15 protein-coding genes are annotated in these 19,439 nt (G+C 71.1%); 10 read left to right on the plus strand and 5 right to left on the minus strand.

The genetic code is table 11. From position 1 onward, the window contains the following. Positions 1-513: 513 nt before the first annotated feature. The 3 genes from LCD33_RS03710 to LCD33_RS03720 form a co-directional block, all read right to left on the minus strand. Complete coding sequence (locus tag LCD33_RS03710) at positions 514-4,227, minus strand: FkbM family methyltransferase (RefSeq protein ID WP_224977511.1); 3,714 nt, start codon at positions 4,225-4,227, stop codon at positions 514-516. Between the two features lie 90 nt (positions 4,228-4,317). Then, complete coding sequence (gene glnA, locus LCD33_RS03715; protein WP_224956185.1) at positions 4,318-5,661, minus strand: type I glutamate--ammonia ligase; 1,344 nt, start codon at positions 5,659-5,661, stop codon at positions 4,318-4,320. A 93-nt stretch (positions 5,662-5,754) separates the two neighbouring features. Further along, positions 5,755-7,329 (minus strand): alpha/beta hydrolase, encoded by a 1,575-nt coding sequence (locus LCD33_RS03720; RefSeq protein WP_224967308.1) that lies wholly within the window; start codon positions 7,327-7,329, stop codon positions 5,755-5,757. An 83-nt stretch (positions 7,330-7,412) separates the two neighbouring features. Here LCD33_RS03720 and LCD33_RS03725 point away from each other — a divergent pair, with 83 nt between their 5' ends. Further along, positions 7,413-9,158, plus strand: coding sequence for an NAD+ synthase (locus LCD33_RS03725; RefSeq protein WP_224967309.1), 1,746 nt, complete (start codon positions 7,413-7,415; stop codon positions 9,156-9,158). Here LCD33_RS03725 and LCD33_RS03730 read toward each other — a convergent pair. Beyond that, positions 9,127-9,537, minus strand: coding sequence for a hypothetical protein (locus LCD33_RS03730; protein WP_224956182.1), 411 nt, complete (start codon positions 9,535-9,537; stop codon positions 9,127-9,129). The genes LCD33_RS03725 and LCD33_RS03730 overlap by 32 nt on opposite strands. A 135-nt stretch (positions 9,538-9,672) precedes the next feature. Between LCD33_RS03730 and LCD33_RS03735 the strand changes: the two genes are divergently transcribed. From LCD33_RS03735 to LCD33_RS03775, 9 genes are all read left to right on the plus strand, one after another. After that, positions 9,673-10,548 (plus strand): helix-turn-helix transcriptional regulator, encoded by an 876-nt coding sequence (locus tag LCD33_RS03735; protein WP_224956181.1) that lies wholly within the window; start codon positions 9,673-9,675, stop codon positions 10,546-10,548. After that, entirely contained in the window at positions 10,538-10,723 is a 186-nt protein-coding gene (locus tag LCD33_RS03740; RefSeq protein ID WP_224956180.1) for a DUF397 domain-containing protein, read from the plus strand. The genes LCD33_RS03735 and LCD33_RS03740 overlap by 11 nt, the downstream gene beginning before the upstream one ends. Positions 10,724-10,866: 143 nt before the next feature. Next, positions 10,867-11,691 carry a transporter substrate-binding domain-containing protein gene (locus LCD33_RS03745; protein ID WP_224956179.1) on the plus strand — a complete coding sequence of 275 codons (825 nt, stop codon included), beginning with the start codon at positions 10,867-10,869 and terminating at the stop codon, positions 11,689-11,691. 305 nt (positions 11,692-11,996) lie between these two features. Beyond that, positions 11,997-13,451, plus strand: a complete 1,455-nt coding sequence (locus LCD33_RS03750; RefSeq protein ID WP_224967310.1) for a sensor histidine kinase KdpD — start codon at positions 11,997-11,999, stop codon at positions 13,449-13,451. A gap of 23 nt (positions 13,452-13,474) precedes the next feature. After that, a complete protein-coding gene (locus LCD33_RS03755; protein ID WP_373689972.1) occupies positions 13,475-13,933 on the plus strand; it encodes a roadblock/LC7 domain-containing protein in 459 nt (152 codons plus the stop codon). Beyond that, complete coding sequence (locus LCD33_RS03760) at positions 13,930-14,298, plus strand: DUF742 domain-containing protein (RefSeq protein ID WP_224967311.1); 369 nt, start codon at positions 13,930-13,932, stop codon at positions 14,296-14,298. Before LCD33_RS03755 ends, LCD33_RS03760 begins: the two co-directional genes overlap by 4 nt. Then, entirely contained in the window at positions 14,279-14,887 is a 609-nt protein-coding gene (locus LCD33_RS03765; RefSeq protein ID WP_224956176.1) for an ATP/GTP-binding protein, read from the plus strand. The genes LCD33_RS03760 and LCD33_RS03765 overlap by 20 nt, the downstream gene beginning before the upstream one ends. After that, on the plus strand, positions 14,884-16,140 hold the full coding sequence (locus tag LCD33_RS03770) for a cytochrome P450 (RefSeq protein WP_224956175.1): 1,257 nt from the start codon (positions 14,884-14,886) through the stop codon (positions 16,138-16,140). Before LCD33_RS03765 ends, LCD33_RS03770 begins: the two co-directional genes overlap by 4 nt. Before the next feature lie 217 nt (positions 16,141-16,357). Further along, positions 16,358-17,620: a cytochrome P450 gene (locus tag LCD33_RS03775; RefSeq protein ID WP_374201640.1), complete on the plus strand. Its 1,263-nt coding sequence runs from the start codon at positions 16,358-16,360 to the stop codon at positions 17,618-17,620. A gap of 303 nt (positions 17,621-17,923) precedes the next feature. On the opposite strand, the gene LCD33_RS03780 is transcribed toward LCD33_RS03775, so the two are convergent. Beyond that, positions 17,924-19,138, minus strand: coding sequence for a cytochrome P450 (locus LCD33_RS03780; RefSeq protein ID WP_224956174.1), 1,215 nt, complete (start codon positions 19,136-19,138; stop codon positions 17,924-17,926). Between the last annotated feature and the right edge of the window lie 301 nt (positions 19,139-19,439).

Consider the following 19,439-nt stretch of genomic DNA (forward strand, 5'->3'; position numbering starts at 1 on the left):
ACCACTCACCATCATCGGCACGCTGTTGAGTTCTCAAAGAACACACCCACACCATCACCCACAACCCCTGCATTCAGGGCCGCGAACTCCGGGGAGTCAGTTCATTCCGTCTTTCGTTCTTGCGATGTTCCAAACTCTAGCAGGCCCGATTTCCGGCCGTTTCAGGGGGGGTCGCTTTCGCGTTTCCGCGGTTTCCCGCGTCCCTGGCCGGCCCGATCGTCGACCTGTTCTGGAGTTGTCCACTGCTGAGTCGTGACCCGCTCCGCGAAGGAGCGCCTCTCGTTTTCAGCGACTGCCGTACGTTACCCGGTCCGCTTCGCGGTGTCAAACCCGCTCGTCCCGTCCGGTGCGCGCTTCCGGGTGAAACCCGGGCGCCGCCACCTTCGCCGTCCCCGCCAGGCTCTTGCGTCCTGTTCCGTCCGGCTTGCCGTGCGACGAAGAGAAAGTTACGCACACTCTCCGTGAATGTCAAATCGCCTGGTCAGACCCTTGACATCCACCGTCGGCGGAGGATCACTTCCCCTTCGGCCGGAGCCAGAGCTTCACCGTGCTCGTGCCCGCCGCTTCCACGGCCTCCAACAGCTCGGACGCGGGAACCGCCGTCGTGCGCCCGACCGGGACCAGCTCGTAGCCCCAGGTCCCGAACTCGCGCAACGCGGTCGCCGGGTCGTCGCCGAGTTCGGCGATGCCGGCCGGGGTGAACGAGCAGATGATCGACGGACGGTCCCGCCGCAGCAGCCGGACGAGGCCGCCGAGCACCCGGTGGACGCGGGCACCGACGTCGACGTGCACCACCGACAGGGTCATGTCGTGCAGCGTCGCGGTGCCCTCCAGCTCCTTGTCCAACCGGACGCCGGGCACCCGGCCCTCGGCCGGATCGGACTCCTCGGCGGGACGCACCGAGACCCCACCGGCCAACGAGCGCTCCGCGACCAGGTCGGCGGGGGCGTCCCACGCGGCGGCCTCGATGGTGGTGAGCCGCTGGCCCCAGGCCGCGGGCACGTTCACCTCCACGTTGCGCTGCAGCAGGGCCCGGCCGTCCGCGCTGGGCTCGACCGCGATCACGGCACCGCTGTTGCCGAGCCTGCTCAACACCCGGACCGCCTGGTAGCCCACGTAGGCGCCGACGTCGAGGAACACCCCGTCCGGTTCGAGCAGCGAATCGATCAGCGCCGAGGTCTCCGCGTCCCAGGTGGCGTGCGAGGACAGCCACGGCAGCATCAGGCCGTCGTCGGCGGGCAGCCGCAGCAGCCCGGCGTCGCAGAGCACCGGGGTGCTGGTGCCGTCGCCCGCGCCGGTGTTGCGCTCGTGCTCGCGCAGCAGGATGCGCTGCAGCACGTCGGTCCGGTGCAGTGCGTAGGCCGCGTCGCTGGTGGCGGAGCGCAGCGTCGTCTCCAGCTCCTGCTCCCGGGCCGCTTCGCGCTCCTGCTCCAGCGCGTCGATCCGGTCCAGGGTCCGTTCCACCGCGGTGGTGAGGCTGTCGAGGCGCTGCGCCAGCAGGTCGTCCTGCGCACCGGGCTCCGCGGCGGAGCCGCCCTCCAGCGCGCGGAGCCTGCGGTGCTGGTCGGCGAGGTCCGCCCGGGCGCGCACCATGCCGTCGTCGATGCTGGTGAGCCGTTCGTCGAGCTGGTCGTGGCGCTGGTCGACGCGGCCGAGCTCGGCGCGGAGCTGGTCGATCTCCTCCCCGCCCCCGTCGGCGTCGTACTGGCGGCGCAGCAGCTCCGCCGCGGTCTGCTCGACGCCGTCCACCATCGAGCGCAGCACGTCGCGGATGTGGTCGTCGTAGTGGCTGAGTACCCGCAGCACCGCCTTGCGCAGCGCGGGGGCGACGGAGTTCCGGCCGCCCGCGCCGACGTCGGGCGCCCGGTGCAGCGCGTGCCGCGCGACCAGCAACGGGTGCAGCGGGTCGTCCAGGTCGCCGTGCCGGTCCTTGGCCCACTTGGTGCGCCAGTTCCGGTAGGCGTGCTCGACGTGCCCGCGCAGGCGCTCCGCGGCGTGGTTGACGCTGTGCTGGGCGAGCAGGTGGTCGCGGGCGCGCTGCCCGGCGGCCGCGATGGCCTCCGGATCGTCGGCGGCGGCGCGGAGCGCGGCGGCGGCGGCCTCCACGTCCGGTTCGCCCTGGCCCTGGCAGGGCACCAGGGTGGCACCCGCGGAACCGAGGAGTTCGGTGACGGCGCCGTGGTCGGCGGCCAGCACCGGCACCCCGTGCGCGGCGACCTCCAGCAGCCGCAGCGCGTACCGGTCGCCGCCGGCGGGGCGGTGCAGCGAGGCGACGCAGTCGGCGGTCGCGAGCAGCGCGTCCGTGTCGATCTCGTCCTCGACCAGGTGCACGCGCGGGTCGGAGGCGGTCGCGAGCCGGAGCCGCTCGGCGGCTTCCGGGTGCGCGGCGGCACCGGTGACGGCGATCAGCAGGTGCGCGTCCTCCCGTTCCGGGAACGCGGCGAAGAAGGCGGTGACCAGGCCCAGCACGTTGTCCCGGCGTTCGTCGGAGTGGTCGGCGAAGGCGCCGATGACGAACTCCTCCGACAACCCGTGGCGGGCGCGGGCGGCCTTGCGGGTGGGCAGGTCCACCGGACCGGGGTCGAGCAGCGGGAGCGCGACGACGCGGGTGGTGGGTCCGCCCGCGCGGCGGGTGGCCTGGCGGGCGGCTTCGGAGAGCACCCAGGCCTCCACGGCCCCGTCCGGATCGGTGCCGTCGGGCTGCACGTCGACCAGGTGCCGCCCGGCGGGCACCGCGAGCCCGGGTTCGCAGCGCAACACCACCGGGTAGTACGGGGTGTCCGCGGACGGCAGCCCGGAGGCGCGCACGGCGGCGCGGACCAGTTCCGCGGTGCGCCCGGTGCCGAGGACGGCCACGCCGAGCTGGTCGACCAGCGTCGAGCGCTCGGTGTCGCCGCGGTCGCCGATGGCGGCGGCGGGGACCCGGCCGCTGGCGACGCCGACGCCCGCGCACCACTCGCGGAACCCGGCGGCGTCCGCGCCGAACGGCTCCGGGTAGCTGCCGCGCAGCACCTGGTCGTCCGCCCACACCGCGGCGGTCCACCGGGATCCGCCCGCGGCGCGCTGCTTGTCGTCGGCGGGTTCGCAGGCCCAGCCGACGAAGTCGGCGGGACTGCCGCCGGGCGCGAACGGGCTGGCCGGGGCCGTCCCGCGCTGCCACGCGTCGAGGTAGTCGCGGCGCAGCGCGGCGGGCAGCGGGGTGCCGTCGGGCAGCGCGTCGTACGGGTGCGGCTGTTCGCGGGTGTAGCCGGCTTCGACGAGCGCGTTGCGGTAGGCGGCGCACAACCCGGCGAGCACCGGGTGCTCGGACAGCAGCACCCGCGGCCGGTCGGCGTAGTGGGTGGACAGCAGCCACGGCCGCTGCGGCTGGAACCCGTCGAAGTGGATGCTGCGCAGCAGCGCGCCGTCCACCGCGTGCCCGCCGTCGCCGGTGGGGATGAGTTCGCGCTGCGCCGCGTTCCACACCGACAGCCCGACGCCCGGATCGCGCAGCACGTGGTGGTCGACGAGCGCGGGCGCGCCGTCGAGGAGCATCCCGACGCTGGGGTCGGCGCGGACCTGCTCGGCCCAGGCGGCGAGGAAGTCCTCCGCGCCGGGCCGGACGCCGAGCACGCTCGGGTCGAACGGCCCGGACTCGACGAGGTCGGTGGCGCTGGGCCGGAACCCGTCGGCGTAGAGGGTGCGCAGCACGCGCGGCACCAGCGCCACGGGCCGATCGGGGGTGAGTTCGCGCAGCAGGTCGTCGAACTCGCTGAAGATCTGCACCGACGGTTCGAGGTAGAGCGCGGTCGCCCCGGTCGCCAGCAGGTGCTGCAGCAGCCGGGGCCGCAGCACGGCGCGGAGCTGGTCGGCGGTGCAGGCGACGGCGAGGCGGGCGAACTCGTCGTCGTCGACGCCGATCCGCCCTGGCGTGACCACGTCGCCGCCGGGGGCCGCGCCGCCGACCGGCAGCACGACGAAGCGGGCTCCGGGGTGGTGGCGCAGGAACGATTCGCGCAGCACGCGGGCCGCGGGCAGCTGGCCGGGCCCGGCGACGGTGCAGCCGATCAGGGTGGCCTGCTCGGCGTCGAAGTCCGCGTCACCGGCGGCTCCGGCGGCTTCGTCGTCCCGGCCGTCGTGGTGCTCGGCGGGCCATTCCGGTTCGTCGGCCCGGTGCTCCAACAGGTCGGCGGTGGCTTCGGCGTCGGGGGCGCCGGAGGGCTCGGGCTGCGCCTGCGAATCAGTCACGGGGGCGAACCTATCGCCCCGCCCTCCGGCTGCCCACGGCCTGACCCCAGGAGATCGGCTTGAGCCCGGTCACAGGGGGTCGGGTGCCGGTCACAGCATCGGCATCAGGCTCTGCAGCTCGTAGGGCGTGACGCGGCTGCGGTACCCGTCCCACTCGTTGCGCTTGTTGCGGAGGAAGAAGTCGAAGACGTGCTCGCCGAGGGTTTCCGCCACCAGCTCGGAGGTCTCCATCTCGGTGAGCGCGTCGTTGAGGTTCTGCGGGAGGCTCGCGTACCCGGCGGCCTTGCGCTCGCCCTCGGTCAGCGACCACACGTCGTCCTCGGTGGCGGGCGGCAGCTCGTAGCCCTTCTCGACCCCGCGCAGGCCGGCGGCGAGGATCACCGCGTAGGCCAGGTACGGGTTGCAGGCGGAGTCGAGGCTGCGGACCTCGACGCGCCGCGAGGAGGACTTGCCGGGCGAGTACATCGGCACCCGCACCAGCGCGGAGCGGTTGGCGTGCCCCCAGCACACCGCGGTGGGCGCTTCGCCGCCGACGATGAGCCGCTTGTACGAGTTCACCCACTGGTTGGTGACGGCGCTGATCTCGCGCGCGTGGGTGAGGATGCCCGCGACGAACGCGCGCCCGGTGTCGGAGAGCTCGTAGGGGTTCTCCGGGTGGTAGAAGGCGTTCTGGTCGCCCTCGAACAGGCTGAAGTGGGTGTGCATGCCGGAGCCGGGCTGCGCGGTGAACGGCTTCGGCATGAAGGAGGCGTGCACGCCCTGCATGAGCGCGACCTCCTTGACCGTGTACCGGAACGTCATCACGTTGTCGGCCATGGTGAGCGCGTCGGCGTAGCGCAGGTCGATCTCCTGCTGGCCGGGGGCGCCCTCGTGGTGGCTGAACTCGACGGAGATGCCCATCGCTTCGAGCGTCTCGATGGCGTTGCGCCGGAAGTGCGGGGCGGCGTCGTGGCTGGCCTGGTCGAAGTAGCCGCCGGAGTCGGCCGGTTCGGGTTCGACGCCGGTGGTGGGCAGGTTCTTCAGCAGGAAGAACTCGATCTCGGGGTGCACGTAGCAGGTGAACCCGGCCTCGGTGGCCTTGGACAGGGTGCGGCGCAGCACGTGCCGCGGGTCGGCCCAGCACGGGGAACCGTCCGGCATGGCGATGTCGCAGAACATGCGGGCCGAGTAGTGCTCGCCGTCCGGGGTCTCCCAGGGCAGGACCTGGAAGGTCGCCGGGTCGGGCTTGGCGATCATGTCCGACTCGTAGATGCGCGAGAACCCTTCGATGGCGGAGCCGTCGAACCCGATGCCCTCGCTGAAGGCACCTTCGAGCTCGGCGGGCGAGATCGCCACCGATTTGAGGATGCCGAGGACGTCGGTGAACCACAGCCGCACGAAGCGGATGTCACGTTCCTCCAGGGTGCGGAGCACGAACTCCTGCTGGCGGTTCATGCCCGCAGCCTAATTCCTGCGCTGCGCGGGTTGCGGGACCGCGCCCGTTGCGTCCTGGTTACCGTCCGGTTCGCGGGACGCCGGTGGTGGTGATCACGTGCAGCGGGTGCCTTCGGCGGGCAGTTCGAGCTCGGTGAGGTAGTCGATGCCGGCCTGGTCGACGCAGCTGTCCCCCTGCAGGAACGCGGTGTGCTGGGTGCCCTCGAAGGTGAGCAGCCGGGCGCGCAGCGCTTCGGCGAGGTGCACTCCCGCGTCGTAGGGCGTGGCGGGGTCGCCGGTGGTGGAGATGACCAGCAGCGGCGGGAGCCCGCTGACCGAGGGCTGCTCGGCTTCCCCGGTGACGGGCACCGGCCAGAACGAGCACATGTCCATGGCGCTGTTGGCGGGCAGCCCGTCGTCGAGGAACGGGGCTGCTTCGCGGTAGCGGCGGTCGGCTTCGCGCAGCACGTTCCGGTCGGTCACGCGCGGGTCGTCGACGCAGCGCACGGCGTTGAACGCGTCGGTGATGTTGCTGTAGGTGCCGTCGGCGTCGCGCCCGTAGTAGGAGTCGGCGAGGGTGAGCAGCACGGTCCCGCGCCCCCGGGCGAGCTCTTCGAGGCCGGTGTTGAGCGCGGGCCACATGTTCTGCGCGTAGAGCGCCTGGATGACGGCGGTGGTGGCGTCGGTGTAGGACAGCTTCCGGTCCCCGGCGGGCACCGGTTCCGCCAGCAGTGGCCGCGCGAGCCGCTGGAACGCGGCGGTGGCCCGGGCGGGGTCGGGGCCGAGGGCGCAATCGCGGCGTTCGGTGCACCAGCGGGCGAAGGAGTCGAAGGCGCGCTGGAACCCGGCGCCCTGCAGCACCTGCTCGTCGATGGCGTCCTGGCTCGGGTCGATGGCGCCGTCGAGGATCATGGCGCGCACGTTGCCCGGGTACCGCTCGGCGTACGCGGAGCCGATGCGGGTGCCGTAGGAGTAGCCGAGGTAGGTGAGCTTCGGGTCGCCGAGCGCGGAGCGCAGCACGTCCATGTCCTGCACGACGTCCCGGGTGCCGACGTGGGCGAGCACGTCGGTACCGGTGCGCTGCGCGCACTTGCCGGAGTACTCGCGCACTTCCCGCTCGGTCTCGGCGGTGCCCTCGGGCGAGGGGTCGGCGTCGGAGTCGAGCCGGTCGGCGTCCCACTCCTGGTCGGTGAGGCAGCGGACGGCGGGTTCGCTGGCGCCGATGCCGCGCGGGTCGAAGCCGACCTGGTCGAAGCGGGTGCCGAGCGGGGTGTTCTGCAGCGCGGGGCCGAGGCTCGCGGCGGCGCTCATCCCGGAGGCGCCGGGCCCGCCGGGGTTCATCAGCAGCGAGCCGATCCGCTGATCGGGGTCGGTGGCCGGTTTGCGCAGCACTCCGATGCTGATCTGCCTGCCCTCCGGGTGGGCGTGGTCGAGCGGCACCTGCAGCCGGGCGCATTCGAGGGCGCGGTCCTGGAAGGCGGTGCGGTCGGCGCTGCTGGTGGCGTAGTCGGCGCACGGTCCCCAGTCGAGCTGCTGGCCGTAGTACCGCTCCAGCCCGGCGGGCACGGGCCCGGCGGGACCGCTGCGCTCGGAGTGCGGTTCCAGCAGCGGCGCGCTCGGCGTGGTGGAGCAGGCGGCGGCACCGCTGAGCAGCAACAGCGCGCAGGCGGCGGTCAGCAGGCGACTCATTCAGGCGATGGTGTCACGCGTTCGGAGTCGGGTTGGTCACGGGCGGTGGGTCTTCTTCCGGCGGGTGCGCGAAGATGACGTTCATGCCGCAGTTGCGTCTCGCTCTAGCCCAGGTCAACGCGACGGTCGGGGACATCGCCGGGAACAAGGCGATGGTCCTGGACTGGACGCGCAAGGCGGTCCAGGAGGGCGCCCACGTGGTGGCCTTCCCGGAGACGGTGCTCGCCGGTTACCCGGTGGAGGACCTGGCGCTGCGCAAGTCGTTCGCGGCGGCGAACCGGGCGGCGGTGGACGCGCTGGCGGTGAACCTGCGCGAGGCCGGGTGCGGGGACGCGCTGGTCGTGGTGGGCCACCTGGACCGCGATGACGAGGGCCTGCGGAACTCGGCATCGCTGCTGCACGGCGGTGAGGTGGTGGCGACCTACGACAAGTACCACCTGCCGAACTACGGCGTGTTCGACGAGGCGCGCTACTTCGCCCCGGGTTTCGACCTGCCGATCGTGAGGCTGCACGGCCTGGACGTGGGCGTGGTGATCTGCGAGGACATCTGGCAGAACGGCGGCCCGGTGGCGGCGCTGGGCGCGGTGGGCGTGGACCTGGTGGTGTGCGTGAACTCCTCGCCGTACGAGCGGTCGAAGGACGACGTGCGGATGCCGCTGGTGGCCCGCCGGGCCGCGGAGGCGGGGGCGCCGATCGCCTACGTGAACATGGTGGGCGCGCAGGACGACCTGGTCTTCGACGGCGATTCGATGGTGGTGGGCACCGGCGGCGAGGTGCTGGCGCGCGCGCCGCAGTTCACCGAGCACCTGCTGGTGGTGGACGTGGACCTGCCCGCGGGCGGGCACACGTCGACGACGGTGCCGGAGCCGGAGGGCCGGTTGCGGCTGCCGGCGTTCGACGTGACGCGCACGGTGCTGCAGCCGGAGCCGCTGGCGCCGTACGAGCCGCTGCCCGCGCCGCCCCCGGCCGAGCCGCTGCCGGAACTGGCGGAGATCTGGTCGGCGCTGGTCACCGGGTTGCGGGACTACGTGCACAAGAACGGGTTCGGTTCGGTGGCGTTCGGCTTCTCCGGCGGCATCGACTCGGCGCTGTGCGCGGCGCTGGCGGCGGACGCGGTGGGCCCGGACGCGCTGCACGGCGTGGCGATGCCGTCGGAGTACTCCTCGGAGCACTCGCGGTCGGACGCGGCGGAGCTGGCGCGCCGGTTGGGCTGCCACTTCCAGGAGATCGCGGTCGCGGACATGGTCTCGGCGTTCGTGGGCCCGCTGGGGTTGACCGGGCTGGCGGAGGAGAACGTGCAGGCCCGTTGCCGGGGCGTCACGTTGATGGCGCTGTCGAACCAGCACGGGCACCTGGTGCTGGCGCCGGGGAACAAGACGGAGCTGGCGGTCGGCTACTCCACGATCTACGGCGACGCGGTGGGCGGTTTCGCGCCGATCAAGGACGTGCCGAAGACGCTGGTGTGGGAGCTGGCGAAGTGGCGCAACGCGGAGGCGGAGAAGCGCGGCGAGGTGCCGCCGATCCCGGAGAGCTCGATCACCAAGGAGCCGTCGGCGGAGCTGCGCCCGGACCAGACCGACCAGGACTCGCTGCCGCCGTACGACGTGCTGGACGCGGTGCTGGACGGCTACGTGGCGGGCGACCGGGACTACTCGGACCTGGTGTCGGACGGGTTCGACGCGGACCTGGTGGAGCGGGTGATCCGGATGGTGGACCGGGCGGAGTACAAGCGCCGCCAGTACCCGCCGGGCACCAAGATCACGCTGAAGGCCTTCGGCCGGGACCGGCGCCTGCCGATCACCAACCGCTGGCGGGAGAGCCGGCCCTGATCCTTCCGGGCGGACGGCTCGCCCACCGCTCCCGCCGGGCGGGCGGGCCGTTCCCCTTGAGGGCGGCGAGGGACAGCTCCGGGGTCGGGCCGTGGTTGAGGTGCACGGCGAGGAGTTCGGTGCCGCCCCAGACCAGGAAGAGCTCGCGGAGGAACGCGCGCTGCGCGCCGTCGGCGTCGTAGGTGCCGAACTCGGCGACGTAGAGGCCGAACCGGCAGCGCTGCGCGGTCAGCTCGCGCACCGCCCACACCTGGAGCCCTTCCAGCAGCGAGATCTCGTCGCCGGACGCCGGGTCGACGTCGTGCTCGACGAGCAGGTCCAGTCCCTCTTCCGGGCTGGTGAGCTGCATGAGCGAGTAGCAGGCACGCACTGGGATCACGTCCTTCTGGGAGGTCTAGGCTGCGAACGATCGACACCCTCCGTGTCGATCAGATCACCGATCGTAAAGTGTCATAGGTGACTTACCCAGGTCTCTGACGGGTGATCTTTCGCTTTCGCCGGGAAGGACGGACCGATGGGATCGACGCGCGCGACGATCGGGCGCAGGCAGCTCGGCGCGGAACTCCGCGATCTGCGGATCGCCGCCGGGCTCAGCCAGAAGGACGCCGCCGAGGTGATCGAAAGCGACACCAGCCTGATCAGCAGGCTCGAACGCGGGCAGCGCTCGATCAAGATGATGGAGCTCGACGCGCTGCTGCGGCACTACGGCGCCCCGGCCGACCGGCGAGCGCAGATCGCCGAGCTCGCCAAGGCCGCCCGGCAGCGCTTGCCGCGCCGCACCTACTCCGACAACCTGCCCGGCGCGTTCCGGCGGCTCAGCGATCACGAGCAGGACGCCGCCGAGATCTGCTACTCCGACAGCGAGCTCATCCCCGGACTGCTCCAGACGGAGGACTACATCCGGGCGATGATGCGGCTCAACCGTCCCGACGTGTTCAAGAACAGCGAGGACGACGTGGATGCCCGCGTCGAGTTCCGCTTGCAACGTCAGCAACTGCTGCGGAAGCCCGACCACCCCTGGATCTGGTTCGTGATCGGTGAGGCTGCGATCCGACGCCCCGTCGGCGGAAAAGATGTGCAGCGCCAACAACTTCTCCACCTCGTCGAGGTGATCGAGCAGAACAGCCGAGTGACGGTCCAGGTTGCTCCATTGGCAGCCGCCGATCATCCGCTGCTCGGCTCCAATCTCGAGATCCTCAAGTTCGGCGGTCTTGCCGCGGACATCGTTCACCAGCCAACCTTCATCGGCGGCGGCGTCTACCTGACGGAAGATCGCGATGTCCGCGAGTGCACGCGCCTGTTCGACCGCCTGCGCGCGGTCGCGCTGGGGCCCGATGACACACGCGCCTTCATCGCAGAACATGCGAAGGAACTCGAAGATGACAGATGAACGACCGAACTCGTGGTTCAAGAGCAGTCGCAGCGGCCCGCAGAACAACAGCTGCGTCGAAGCACGGTTCACCGCGCACGGCATCGACATCCGGGATTCGAAGGATCCCGGCGGTGGTCGTCTCCATTTCAACTTCCGGGTGTGGCGGGACTTCGTGACCCGGCTACCGCGGTAGGAACGCGGCCGGACGCACCGGTTGCGCGGAGTGGAGCAACCGGTGAACGGATCACTGGACCGATCATGGTGGACGAATGGCGCACTCGTTCCGATAGTCTCCCCGTCACCGAGCCGCACAGCTGAGCTGCCGAGAGGGCTTGCATGGGGTGGAGAACAACGGCGTCCGCCGCCGCGCTCGCCGCGTTGACGGGAGTGCTCGGCGGCGGCTGCGCTTCTCCCGGCGGCGAACCGGAAAGCGCGGGAACCGATCAGTCCACTGCGGACCGGTCCAGGTTGGACGAGGTCGCCGAACGCGGCGAGCTGCGGGTGTGCAGCACCGGGGACTACCGGCCCTTCACCTACCGCGACGAGGCCGGGGCCTGGAGCGGCATCGACGTCGACATGGCGCGCGACCTGGCCGCGTCGCTGCACGTGCGCGCCACCTTCGTCGGCACCACCTGGTCGACGCTGAACGAGGACTTCCGGCAGCGGTGCGACATCGCGGTCGGCGGCGTCTCGATCACCCTGGAGCGAGCCCGCGAGGTGTTCTTCACCGAGCCCTACGCGGTCGACGGCAAAACTCCGATCACCCGCTGCGAGAACGCGGCGCGATTCCGGACGCTGGAGCAGATCGACCGGCCCGGAGTACGCGTGGTGGTGAACCCGGGCGGGACCAACGACAAGTTCGCCCGCGAGAAGTTGCACCGCGCGGAGATCGTTCCGCACCCCGACAACAACACGATTTTCGACCAGCTCCGCAACGGCCGAGCCGATCTCATGATCACTGATGGTTCCGAGACCAAATGGCAGGCAAGGCAACACCCCGAACTGTGCGCCGTGCACCCCGACCAGCCGTTCACCTTCGCCGAGAAGGCCTATGCGCTGCCCCGCGGCGACGTGGACTTCCAGGAGTTCGTGAACCAGTGGCTGCACCTGCGGACGCACGACGGAACGTACGACCGGATAGCAGAACCGTGGATCGGCTGAACCCCGGAAGCGGAACCGAAAAGGCCCGCAGCAGGAATCGTGGCGGCCCGAACCCGCCCCGACCAGGCGCACCGCGGCGCGGACACGCACTCCACCAGCGGAGATCACCTACCGGTGTTTCCACGCCCCGGAGAGTGAGTAGCATCGCGAGCCCAGGGGAGATCCGCGGGATTTCACCGAGCAAGCCGGACCAGGGGCTGCCGGGGGCGCACCCGGCCCGCCACCCGCGCTGCGCTCCCCCACCGCACCGCCGAGGGCCCGCGGTGCGCAGGCCAGAGCCACCGACCGCGACGAGGACCTGATTGATGTCAGCACCCACCTACACCCAATCCGCGGCCAAGCGCCGCCACCTGGCCCGATCCCTGCTGGTACTGCTGATCTCCGGGGTCGTCACCGCTGGGCTGAGCACCTGGGCCGCGCTGGCGAGCCCCGAACCCGCGCGGCTGGTGATCGCCTGGAGCACCGGCATCGCGGCCGCGCTGATCAGCATCGCGTTAGCCCTGGCCAGCTGGGGGATGCAGAACGCGAACTTCTACCGCACGCGCGCGGAGAAGGCCGACGGCGCCACCGCGAAGCTCGCCGACGAAACGCTCCCCGCGCTGGTCACCCGGCTGCGGTCCGGGTCCTCGGTGGACACCGCGCTCAGCGAGATCGACCACCCGCGCAACCCGACCCACCAGCGCATCCTGCGCACCCTCGGCCAGGAGATCGGCAACGGGGAACGCTCCCGCGCCGCCGCCATGCTGGCGTGCGCGAACGCCGCGGGCCGGATGCAGGCGCTGTCGACGAACATGCTCGCCAGCCTCCGCGAGATGGAGGAGCGGCACGACGAATCCGTGCTCGGCGACCTGCTCGAACTCGACCACACCACCGCGCAGGCCGGCCGCCTCGCGGACAGCATCGCGGTCCTCACCGGTGCCCGCTCCGGCCGCCGCTGGACCAAGCCGATCAAGATGGAGAGCATCCTGCGCGGCTCGGTCGGCCGCATCGCCGCCTACAAGCGGGTCCGGCTGCACTCCACCAGCACCATCGCCATCGTCGGCTACGCCGCCGAAGGCGTGATGCACGCGCTGGCGGAGCTGATGGACAACGCCACCAGCTTCTCCCCGCCGTCCGAGCTCGCGCACGTCTACGTCGAAGAGGTCCACTCCGGTGTCGTCGTCACCATCGAGGACGGCGGCCTGGTGATGAGCGAGGCGGCGATGAAGCGCGCCGTGCACGCCGTCGGCTCCGAACCGCTGGACCTCACCAAGCTCAACGGCACCCGGCTCGGCCTCGCCGTCGTCGGCTGCCTCGCCCGCAAGCACGGGCTCACCGTCTCGTTCCGCCCGTCCTCGCGCGGTGGCACCGGCGTCGTCGTGATGATCCCGCGCAAGCTGATCACCCAGCCGCGCAAGCAGGAGGAGATCACGCTGCCGAGCCGCAGCGTCGGCGTCACCCCGCGGCCCGCGCAGCTGAGCTCCGTCCCCAGCGGGGGCACCACCACCGCCACCGGAACGCTGCCGCGGCAGGACGTCGCCACCGACACCCGCACCGCCGACACCGCCGACCGACGGGAGCCGACCGTGCAGAACCTGCCCAAGCGCCGCCGCGGCGAAACGCTCGCGGCCGCGGCACCGTCCCTGGCGGCCGGACCCGAGGACGAGACCACCAAGAAACCCGCCCCGTCCCGGCCGCGGCCGAACGCGGGCGCCCGCTTCGGCGCGTTCCGGCAGGCGAGCCGGCCCAGCGACGGCTCGCAGTCCGACGACGCGCGCTGATCGACCTGCCGACGAAAGAAGGAATGGAGGCAGGGGCGACCGGCCACGCCGGGAACCCCGACATCTCGATGAACAACGACCACAACCTCGACTGGTTGCTGGAGAACCTGCTGGGACGCACTCCAGGCGCCAAGCACGCCCTCGTGCTGTCCAAGGACGGCCTGAAGGTCTGCCACTCCCCCGGGCTCAGCAACGACCAGGCCGACCAGCTCTCCGCGATCGCCTCCGGCATCCAGAGCCTGTCCTACGGCGCCTCCGTCGAGTTCGGCGACGGCAGCGGCGGCGTCCGGCAGTCCATGACCGAGTTCCACGGCGGCCTGCTGTTCATCGTCGAAGCCGGTGAAGGCGCGCACCTCGCCGTGCTCGCCGACGAGGAAGCCGACGTGGGCGTCATCGGGCACAACATGAACGAGCTCGTCGAGCAGATCGGCGACTACCTCAGCGCTCCCCCGCGCCAGGCCCAGCCGAGCGGGTTGTCATGACCTGGCGGCCCCTCCACAACGAAGATCCGGACCGGCTCTACACCGTGACCGGGGGACGCAGCAGCGCGAACGAAGAGTCCCTGGACCTGGTCACGCTCATCGTCAGCGAGTGCGACCCGGCCCCCGGCATGCAGTCCGAGCACATCCGGATCCTGCACATGTGCAAGCAGCCGATGGCGGTCGTGGAGATCTCCTCCCACCTGGGCATGCCGGTCGGGGTGGTGAAGATCCTGCTGTGCGACCTGCTCGACACGAACCGGATCACGGCCCGCCACCCCACCTCCGCGCCGTCCGGCCGCAAGCAGGCGCAACTCCCCGACCCCGACATCTTGAAGCAGGTTCTCGTTGGACTCCACAAGCTCTGACCCCACGAGCCGGCCGCTGCGCAGCACCGCCAGCGACGGGCTCAAGATCGTCATCGTCGGCGGCTTCGGGGTCGGCAAGACGACCATGGTCCGCTCGGTCAGCGAGATCCGTCCGCTGAGCACCGAGGAGACCATGACCCAGGCGAGCCTGGGCATCGACGACTCGACCGCGGTGCGGGACAAGACCACCACCACGGTCGCGTTCGACTTCGGCCGCATCAGCCTGGACGCCGAGCGGGTGCTGTACCTGTTCGGAGCCCCCGGGCAGCAGCGGTTCTGGTTCCTCTGGGACCGGTTGTTCTCCGGGACGCTCGGCGCGGTCGTGCTCGTCGACACCCGGCGCCTGGAGGACTCCTGGTACGCGATCGACCGGCTGGAGCACCACGGCATGCCGTTCATCGTGGCGCGCAACAACTTCGGGGAGCAGGACCACGACCTCGAAGCGGTGCGCGACGCGCTGTCGCTGCCCGCGCACATCCCGCTGATCGACTGCGACGCGCGGGACCGGACGTCCAGCAAGAACGTGCTCATCGAACTCGTCAACCACCTCTACGCGCTGGCCACCGCGCCCGCAGGGGCGAGACCATGAGACCGGCCGACCCCGGTACCGCCGACCGGCCGGGCTGCCCCGTGCGGCACGACGGCACCGTCGCGCTGCACGGGCCGCAGTTCACCGAGGACCCGGCCGGGCTGTACCGGCGCATGCGCGCCGAGCACGGCCCGGTCGTGCCCATCGAACTGGAAGGCGGGGTGCCCGCCTGGTTCGTCGGCGACTACCGCGAGATCAACGAGGTGTGCGGCGATCCGCGGGTGTTCGCCCGCGCGCCGCACCGCTGGCGGCACTGGGACCGGGTCCCGGAGGGCTGGTCGCTGCTGCCGTACGTCGCCGCCCAGCCCTCCATGGGCTTCACCGAAGGCGACGAGTACCGCACCAGGGTCGAGATCTTCGCCGACGTGCTGGGCGGGTACGACCAGTTCGAGCTGCAGGCGCACTGCGAGCAGCACGCCGACCGGCTCATCGACGCCTTCGCCACCGGCGGCGAAGCCGAGCTGATCGCGCAGTACGCCGACGCGCTGCCGCTCTACGTGCTGGCCCAGGTGTGCGGGGTGGCGCCGGAGCAGACCGAGGGCCTGGTCCACGACATGACCGGCTCCATCGGCGGCGGGGACAGCACCGCCGCGCTGGACCGCATCGTGCGGCGGATGCACTCGATGGTCGCGGCCAAGCGGGAGAACCCCGGGCCCGACCTCACCAGCCGGATGCTGCGGCACCAGGACCGCGTCACCGACGAGCAGATCGCCTACGACATGCTGATCACGATGACCGCCGGGCACCTGACGGTGGCGCACTGGATCGGCAACACGATGCGGTTGATGCTCACCGACGAGCGGTTCGCGATCGGCCTCGCCGGGGGCAGGCGGTCGGTCGGGCAGGCGCTCAACGAAGTGCTCTGGGAGGAGACCCCCACCCAGAACTACATCGGGCGCTACGCCACCCAGGACGTCCAGCTCGGCGGCAGGCTCATCCGGGCCGGGGACATGCTGGTGCTGGGGCTGGCCGCGGGCAACACCGACCCGCGGATCCGGCCCGGCTCCTACGCCGACTCCGTCGGCAACAACGCGTTCCTGTCCTTCGGCATCGGGGACCGCGGCTGCCCCCACCCGGCACCGGAGGTCGCCGAGACGATCGCCCGCGCCGGCATCGAAGTGCTGCTGGACCGGCTGCCCGACATCCGGCTCGCGGTGCCGCCCGGTGAGCTCCGGTGGATCCCCTCGGTGTGGATGCGGGGACTCACCGCGCTGCCCGTGCGGTTCAGCCCGAGCTACGTCGTCGGCGCCTGAACCGGCGCGCCCGGTGGATCGGCCGACGTCCACCGGTCGCGGCAAGACCGAGGATGCCGTCACCCGTCGTCGGCAACGGCCGCTCGCCGCGCGAGCCGGGCCGACGTCACCTGACGACATCCGGTGATCCGACCTCGACCGGGCCGGACCAGGCCCGGTCGTGCACCGGAGATCAGGCCACTCCCTGTCCGAACGGAAACCCGGGAGCTTCATCCCCATGACCGACCCAGACATCTGGCCCACGACCGACCCGAGCCCGAGCGGCTGCCCGGTCGGCCGGGAGCCCATCGCCCTGCACGGACCCCGGTTCCAGCAGAACCCGTCGCAGCTGTACCGGCAGATGCGCAACGACTACGGGCCCGTCGCGCCGGTGCGCCTCGAAGGGGACGTGCCCGCCTGGCTCGTGCTCGGCTACCGCGAGATCCACCAGGTGGAGAACAACCCCGAGCTGTTCGCCCGCGACACCCGCCGCTGGAACGCCTGGGACAAGGTGCCGGAGAACTGGGGGCTGATGGCGTTCGTCGGCTACCAGCCCTCGCTGATGTTCACCGAAGGCGACGAGCACCGCCGCCGCACCGGCGCCATCGGCGAATGCCTCGAAGCCGTCGACCAGTTCGAGCTGCGCAACATCTGCGAGCAGATCGCCGACGAGCTCATCGACGGCTTCGCCGGCGGTGGCGAAGCGGACCTGATGGCGCAGTTCGCGCACCCGATGCCGCTGCGCGTGATGGCCCGCCTCTTCGGCCTCGGCGACGACGAGGCCGGGGCGCTCATGCAGGACCTCACCGACACCGTCGCCAGCGACGACGGCGTCGGCGCCTACCAGCGCATCCAGGACCGGATGCAGCGGCTCGTCAAGCGCAAGCAGGAGAATCCCGGCGCCGACCTGCCGTCCCGGCTGCTGGTGCACCCGGCGGGCATGACCGAGGAAGAGATCCTGCAGGACCTGCTGGTGGTGCTCACCGCCGCGCAGCAGCCCGTCGCGTACTGGATCGGCAACGCCATCCGGCTGATGCTCACCGACGAGCGGTTCGCGGTCACCCTCTCCGGGGGCAGGCGGTCGGTCGGGCAGGCGCTCAACGAAGTGCTCTGGGAGGACACGCCCACCCAGAACTTCATCGGCCGCTTCGCCTCCCGGGAGACCGAGCTCGGCGGCCAGCGCATCCACACCGGGGACATGCTGGTGCTCGGCTTCGCCGCCGCCAACACCGACCCGCAGGTGCGGCCGGACGCCTACTCCGACTCCATCGGCAACAACGCGCACATGTCCTTCGGACACGGCGAGCACGGCTGCCCGCACCCGGGGCCGGAGATCGGCGCGGTGATCTCGCGGATCGCCATCGAGGTGCTGCTGGACCGGCTGCCGGACGTGGTGCTGGCCGCCAACCCGGACGCGCTGGTGTGGCTGCCGTCGGTGTGGATGCGGGGGCTCCAGGCCCTGCCAGTCCAGTTCAGCCCCAGCGACACGGTCAGCGCCTGAGACCTCTTCCGCTCGTTCTGCGGAGTGAAGCAGGTGGCGGAACCTCAGCGGGATTCTCACTGCGGAATCCTTTTCCCAAGTGGCTCCGCCACGAGGGAAGAAACTGTCCTCGCGAGAATCCCGCTGAGAACCCGCGGGTGGTCCTGTTGCTCTGGTGGTCGGCGGTTCAGCGGCTTCGCCGCTGATGAGGACTAGGAACAGGCACGACGGTGTCCGGTTCGATGTGCCCGTCCGGCAGGTGAACGGCCCATCGGCCCGAGCGGTTCGGGTGGGTGGGCCGTTCGGCTGATCCGCGGGCCGGGCTCAGGCGGGCGTGAAGACGACGGGGACCGACTCGGGGCCGCGGGTGAACACGCCCTGCTCCGGCGGGTCGAAACCCGGGGCCAGCCGCGCGTCCGGCATCGCGTCCAGCAGGTCGTTGATGCCGATCTCGATCTCCGACTTCGCCAGCAGCGCCCCCACGCAGAAGTGCCTGCCCAGGGCGAAGGACAGGTGGTCGGCGGCGGCGGTGAACGCGGTGCGGGCGGGCAGGTCCTCGCGGAACACGTCGAAGCGCTCCGGGTTCGCGTAGTGCTCCTCGTCCCGGTTCGCCGCGCCGATCAAGCAGGTGAGCGTGCTGCCCTTCGGCACCACCCCGCCGCTGAGCTCCACGTCCTCCGCGGGCTGCCGCATGATCATGTGCACCGGCGGGGAGTAGCGCAGCGTCTCGGCGAACGCCTGCGGGACCAGCTCGCGGTTCTCCCGCACGGCCGCCAGCTGCTCCGGGTGCCGCAGCAGGTTCAGGAACATCGCGGCGATCGCCTTGTCCGTGGTCTCGCCGCCCGCGGCGAGCAGCAGGCTGCAGAACGCCTTGATGTCCTCGTCGCTCATCTTCGTGCCGTCGATCTCGGCGGTGCACAGCGTGGAGAGCAGGTCGTCGCCCAGGTTCTCCCGGCGTTCCTGGATCACCGGGATCATGTACTCGGCGAACTCCTCGCGGGTCCGCATGCCCGACTCGATCACGTCCGGGTCCTGGCTCAGGTTCCCCAGGAACGCGATGATCGACGTGTACCAGCCCTGGAAGCGGCCCCGGTCCTGCTCGGCCAGGCCCAGCATGTCGGCGATCACGTTGATCGGGAACTTCGTCGCGTAGTCCGCGACCAGGTCGACCCGGCCGGTGCCGCGGAACTCGTCGATCAGCGCGCGCGAGTTGCGCTGGATCACCGGCAGGAACTTCTCCTGCAGCTCGCTGCCCCGGAACGCCGGCGCTACCAGTGCGCGGCGCACCGCGTGCTCCCGGCCGTCCAGCTGCAGGATGGTGCGCCCGTGCACCGGTTCCAGCTGCCAGTCGTAGTTCTGAGTGGTGAACACCGGCTCGCGGAAGGCCCGCTTCACGTCCGCGTAGCGGGAGATGATGTAGCTCTGGGTCGGTTCGTGCCACAGCAGCGGGAAGTCATCTCGCAGCACCTGGTACGACGGGTTGGGGTCCCGGGCGAAATCCGGGGACAGGATGTCTGGAGCTTTTTCTGCCGCGGTCATGCTGCTCCCTCTGTGATGCATTGCAAACCCGATCAGGCTAGGCAGCAGAACCGGAACAGGTCCAGTAGATGATCTTGACTTGACCCGGAGAGCGCAACGCACTGGGCCGAAGGTGGGCGTCGATCCCGCTGCCTGCTGCGTTCGGTTGCCACCACCTGATCCGCCGAGCGCAACGCGAGTGCATCGATGCACACAACCGTTCGCCATCCCGGCCGCACCGCTGGTTCCGCGCCAGACGAGCGATCTGTTGCAACCAACGGCTGCAACGATGCTCATCGCCGCCGGCCGCGGCTGTGACGTG

Source organism: Saccharopolyspora sp. 7B, assembly GCF_020177435.1.
Classification (GTDB): domain Bacteria; phylum Actinomycetota; class Actinomycetes; order Mycobacteriales; family Pseudonocardiaceae; genus Saccharopolyspora_C; species Saccharopolyspora_C gregorii.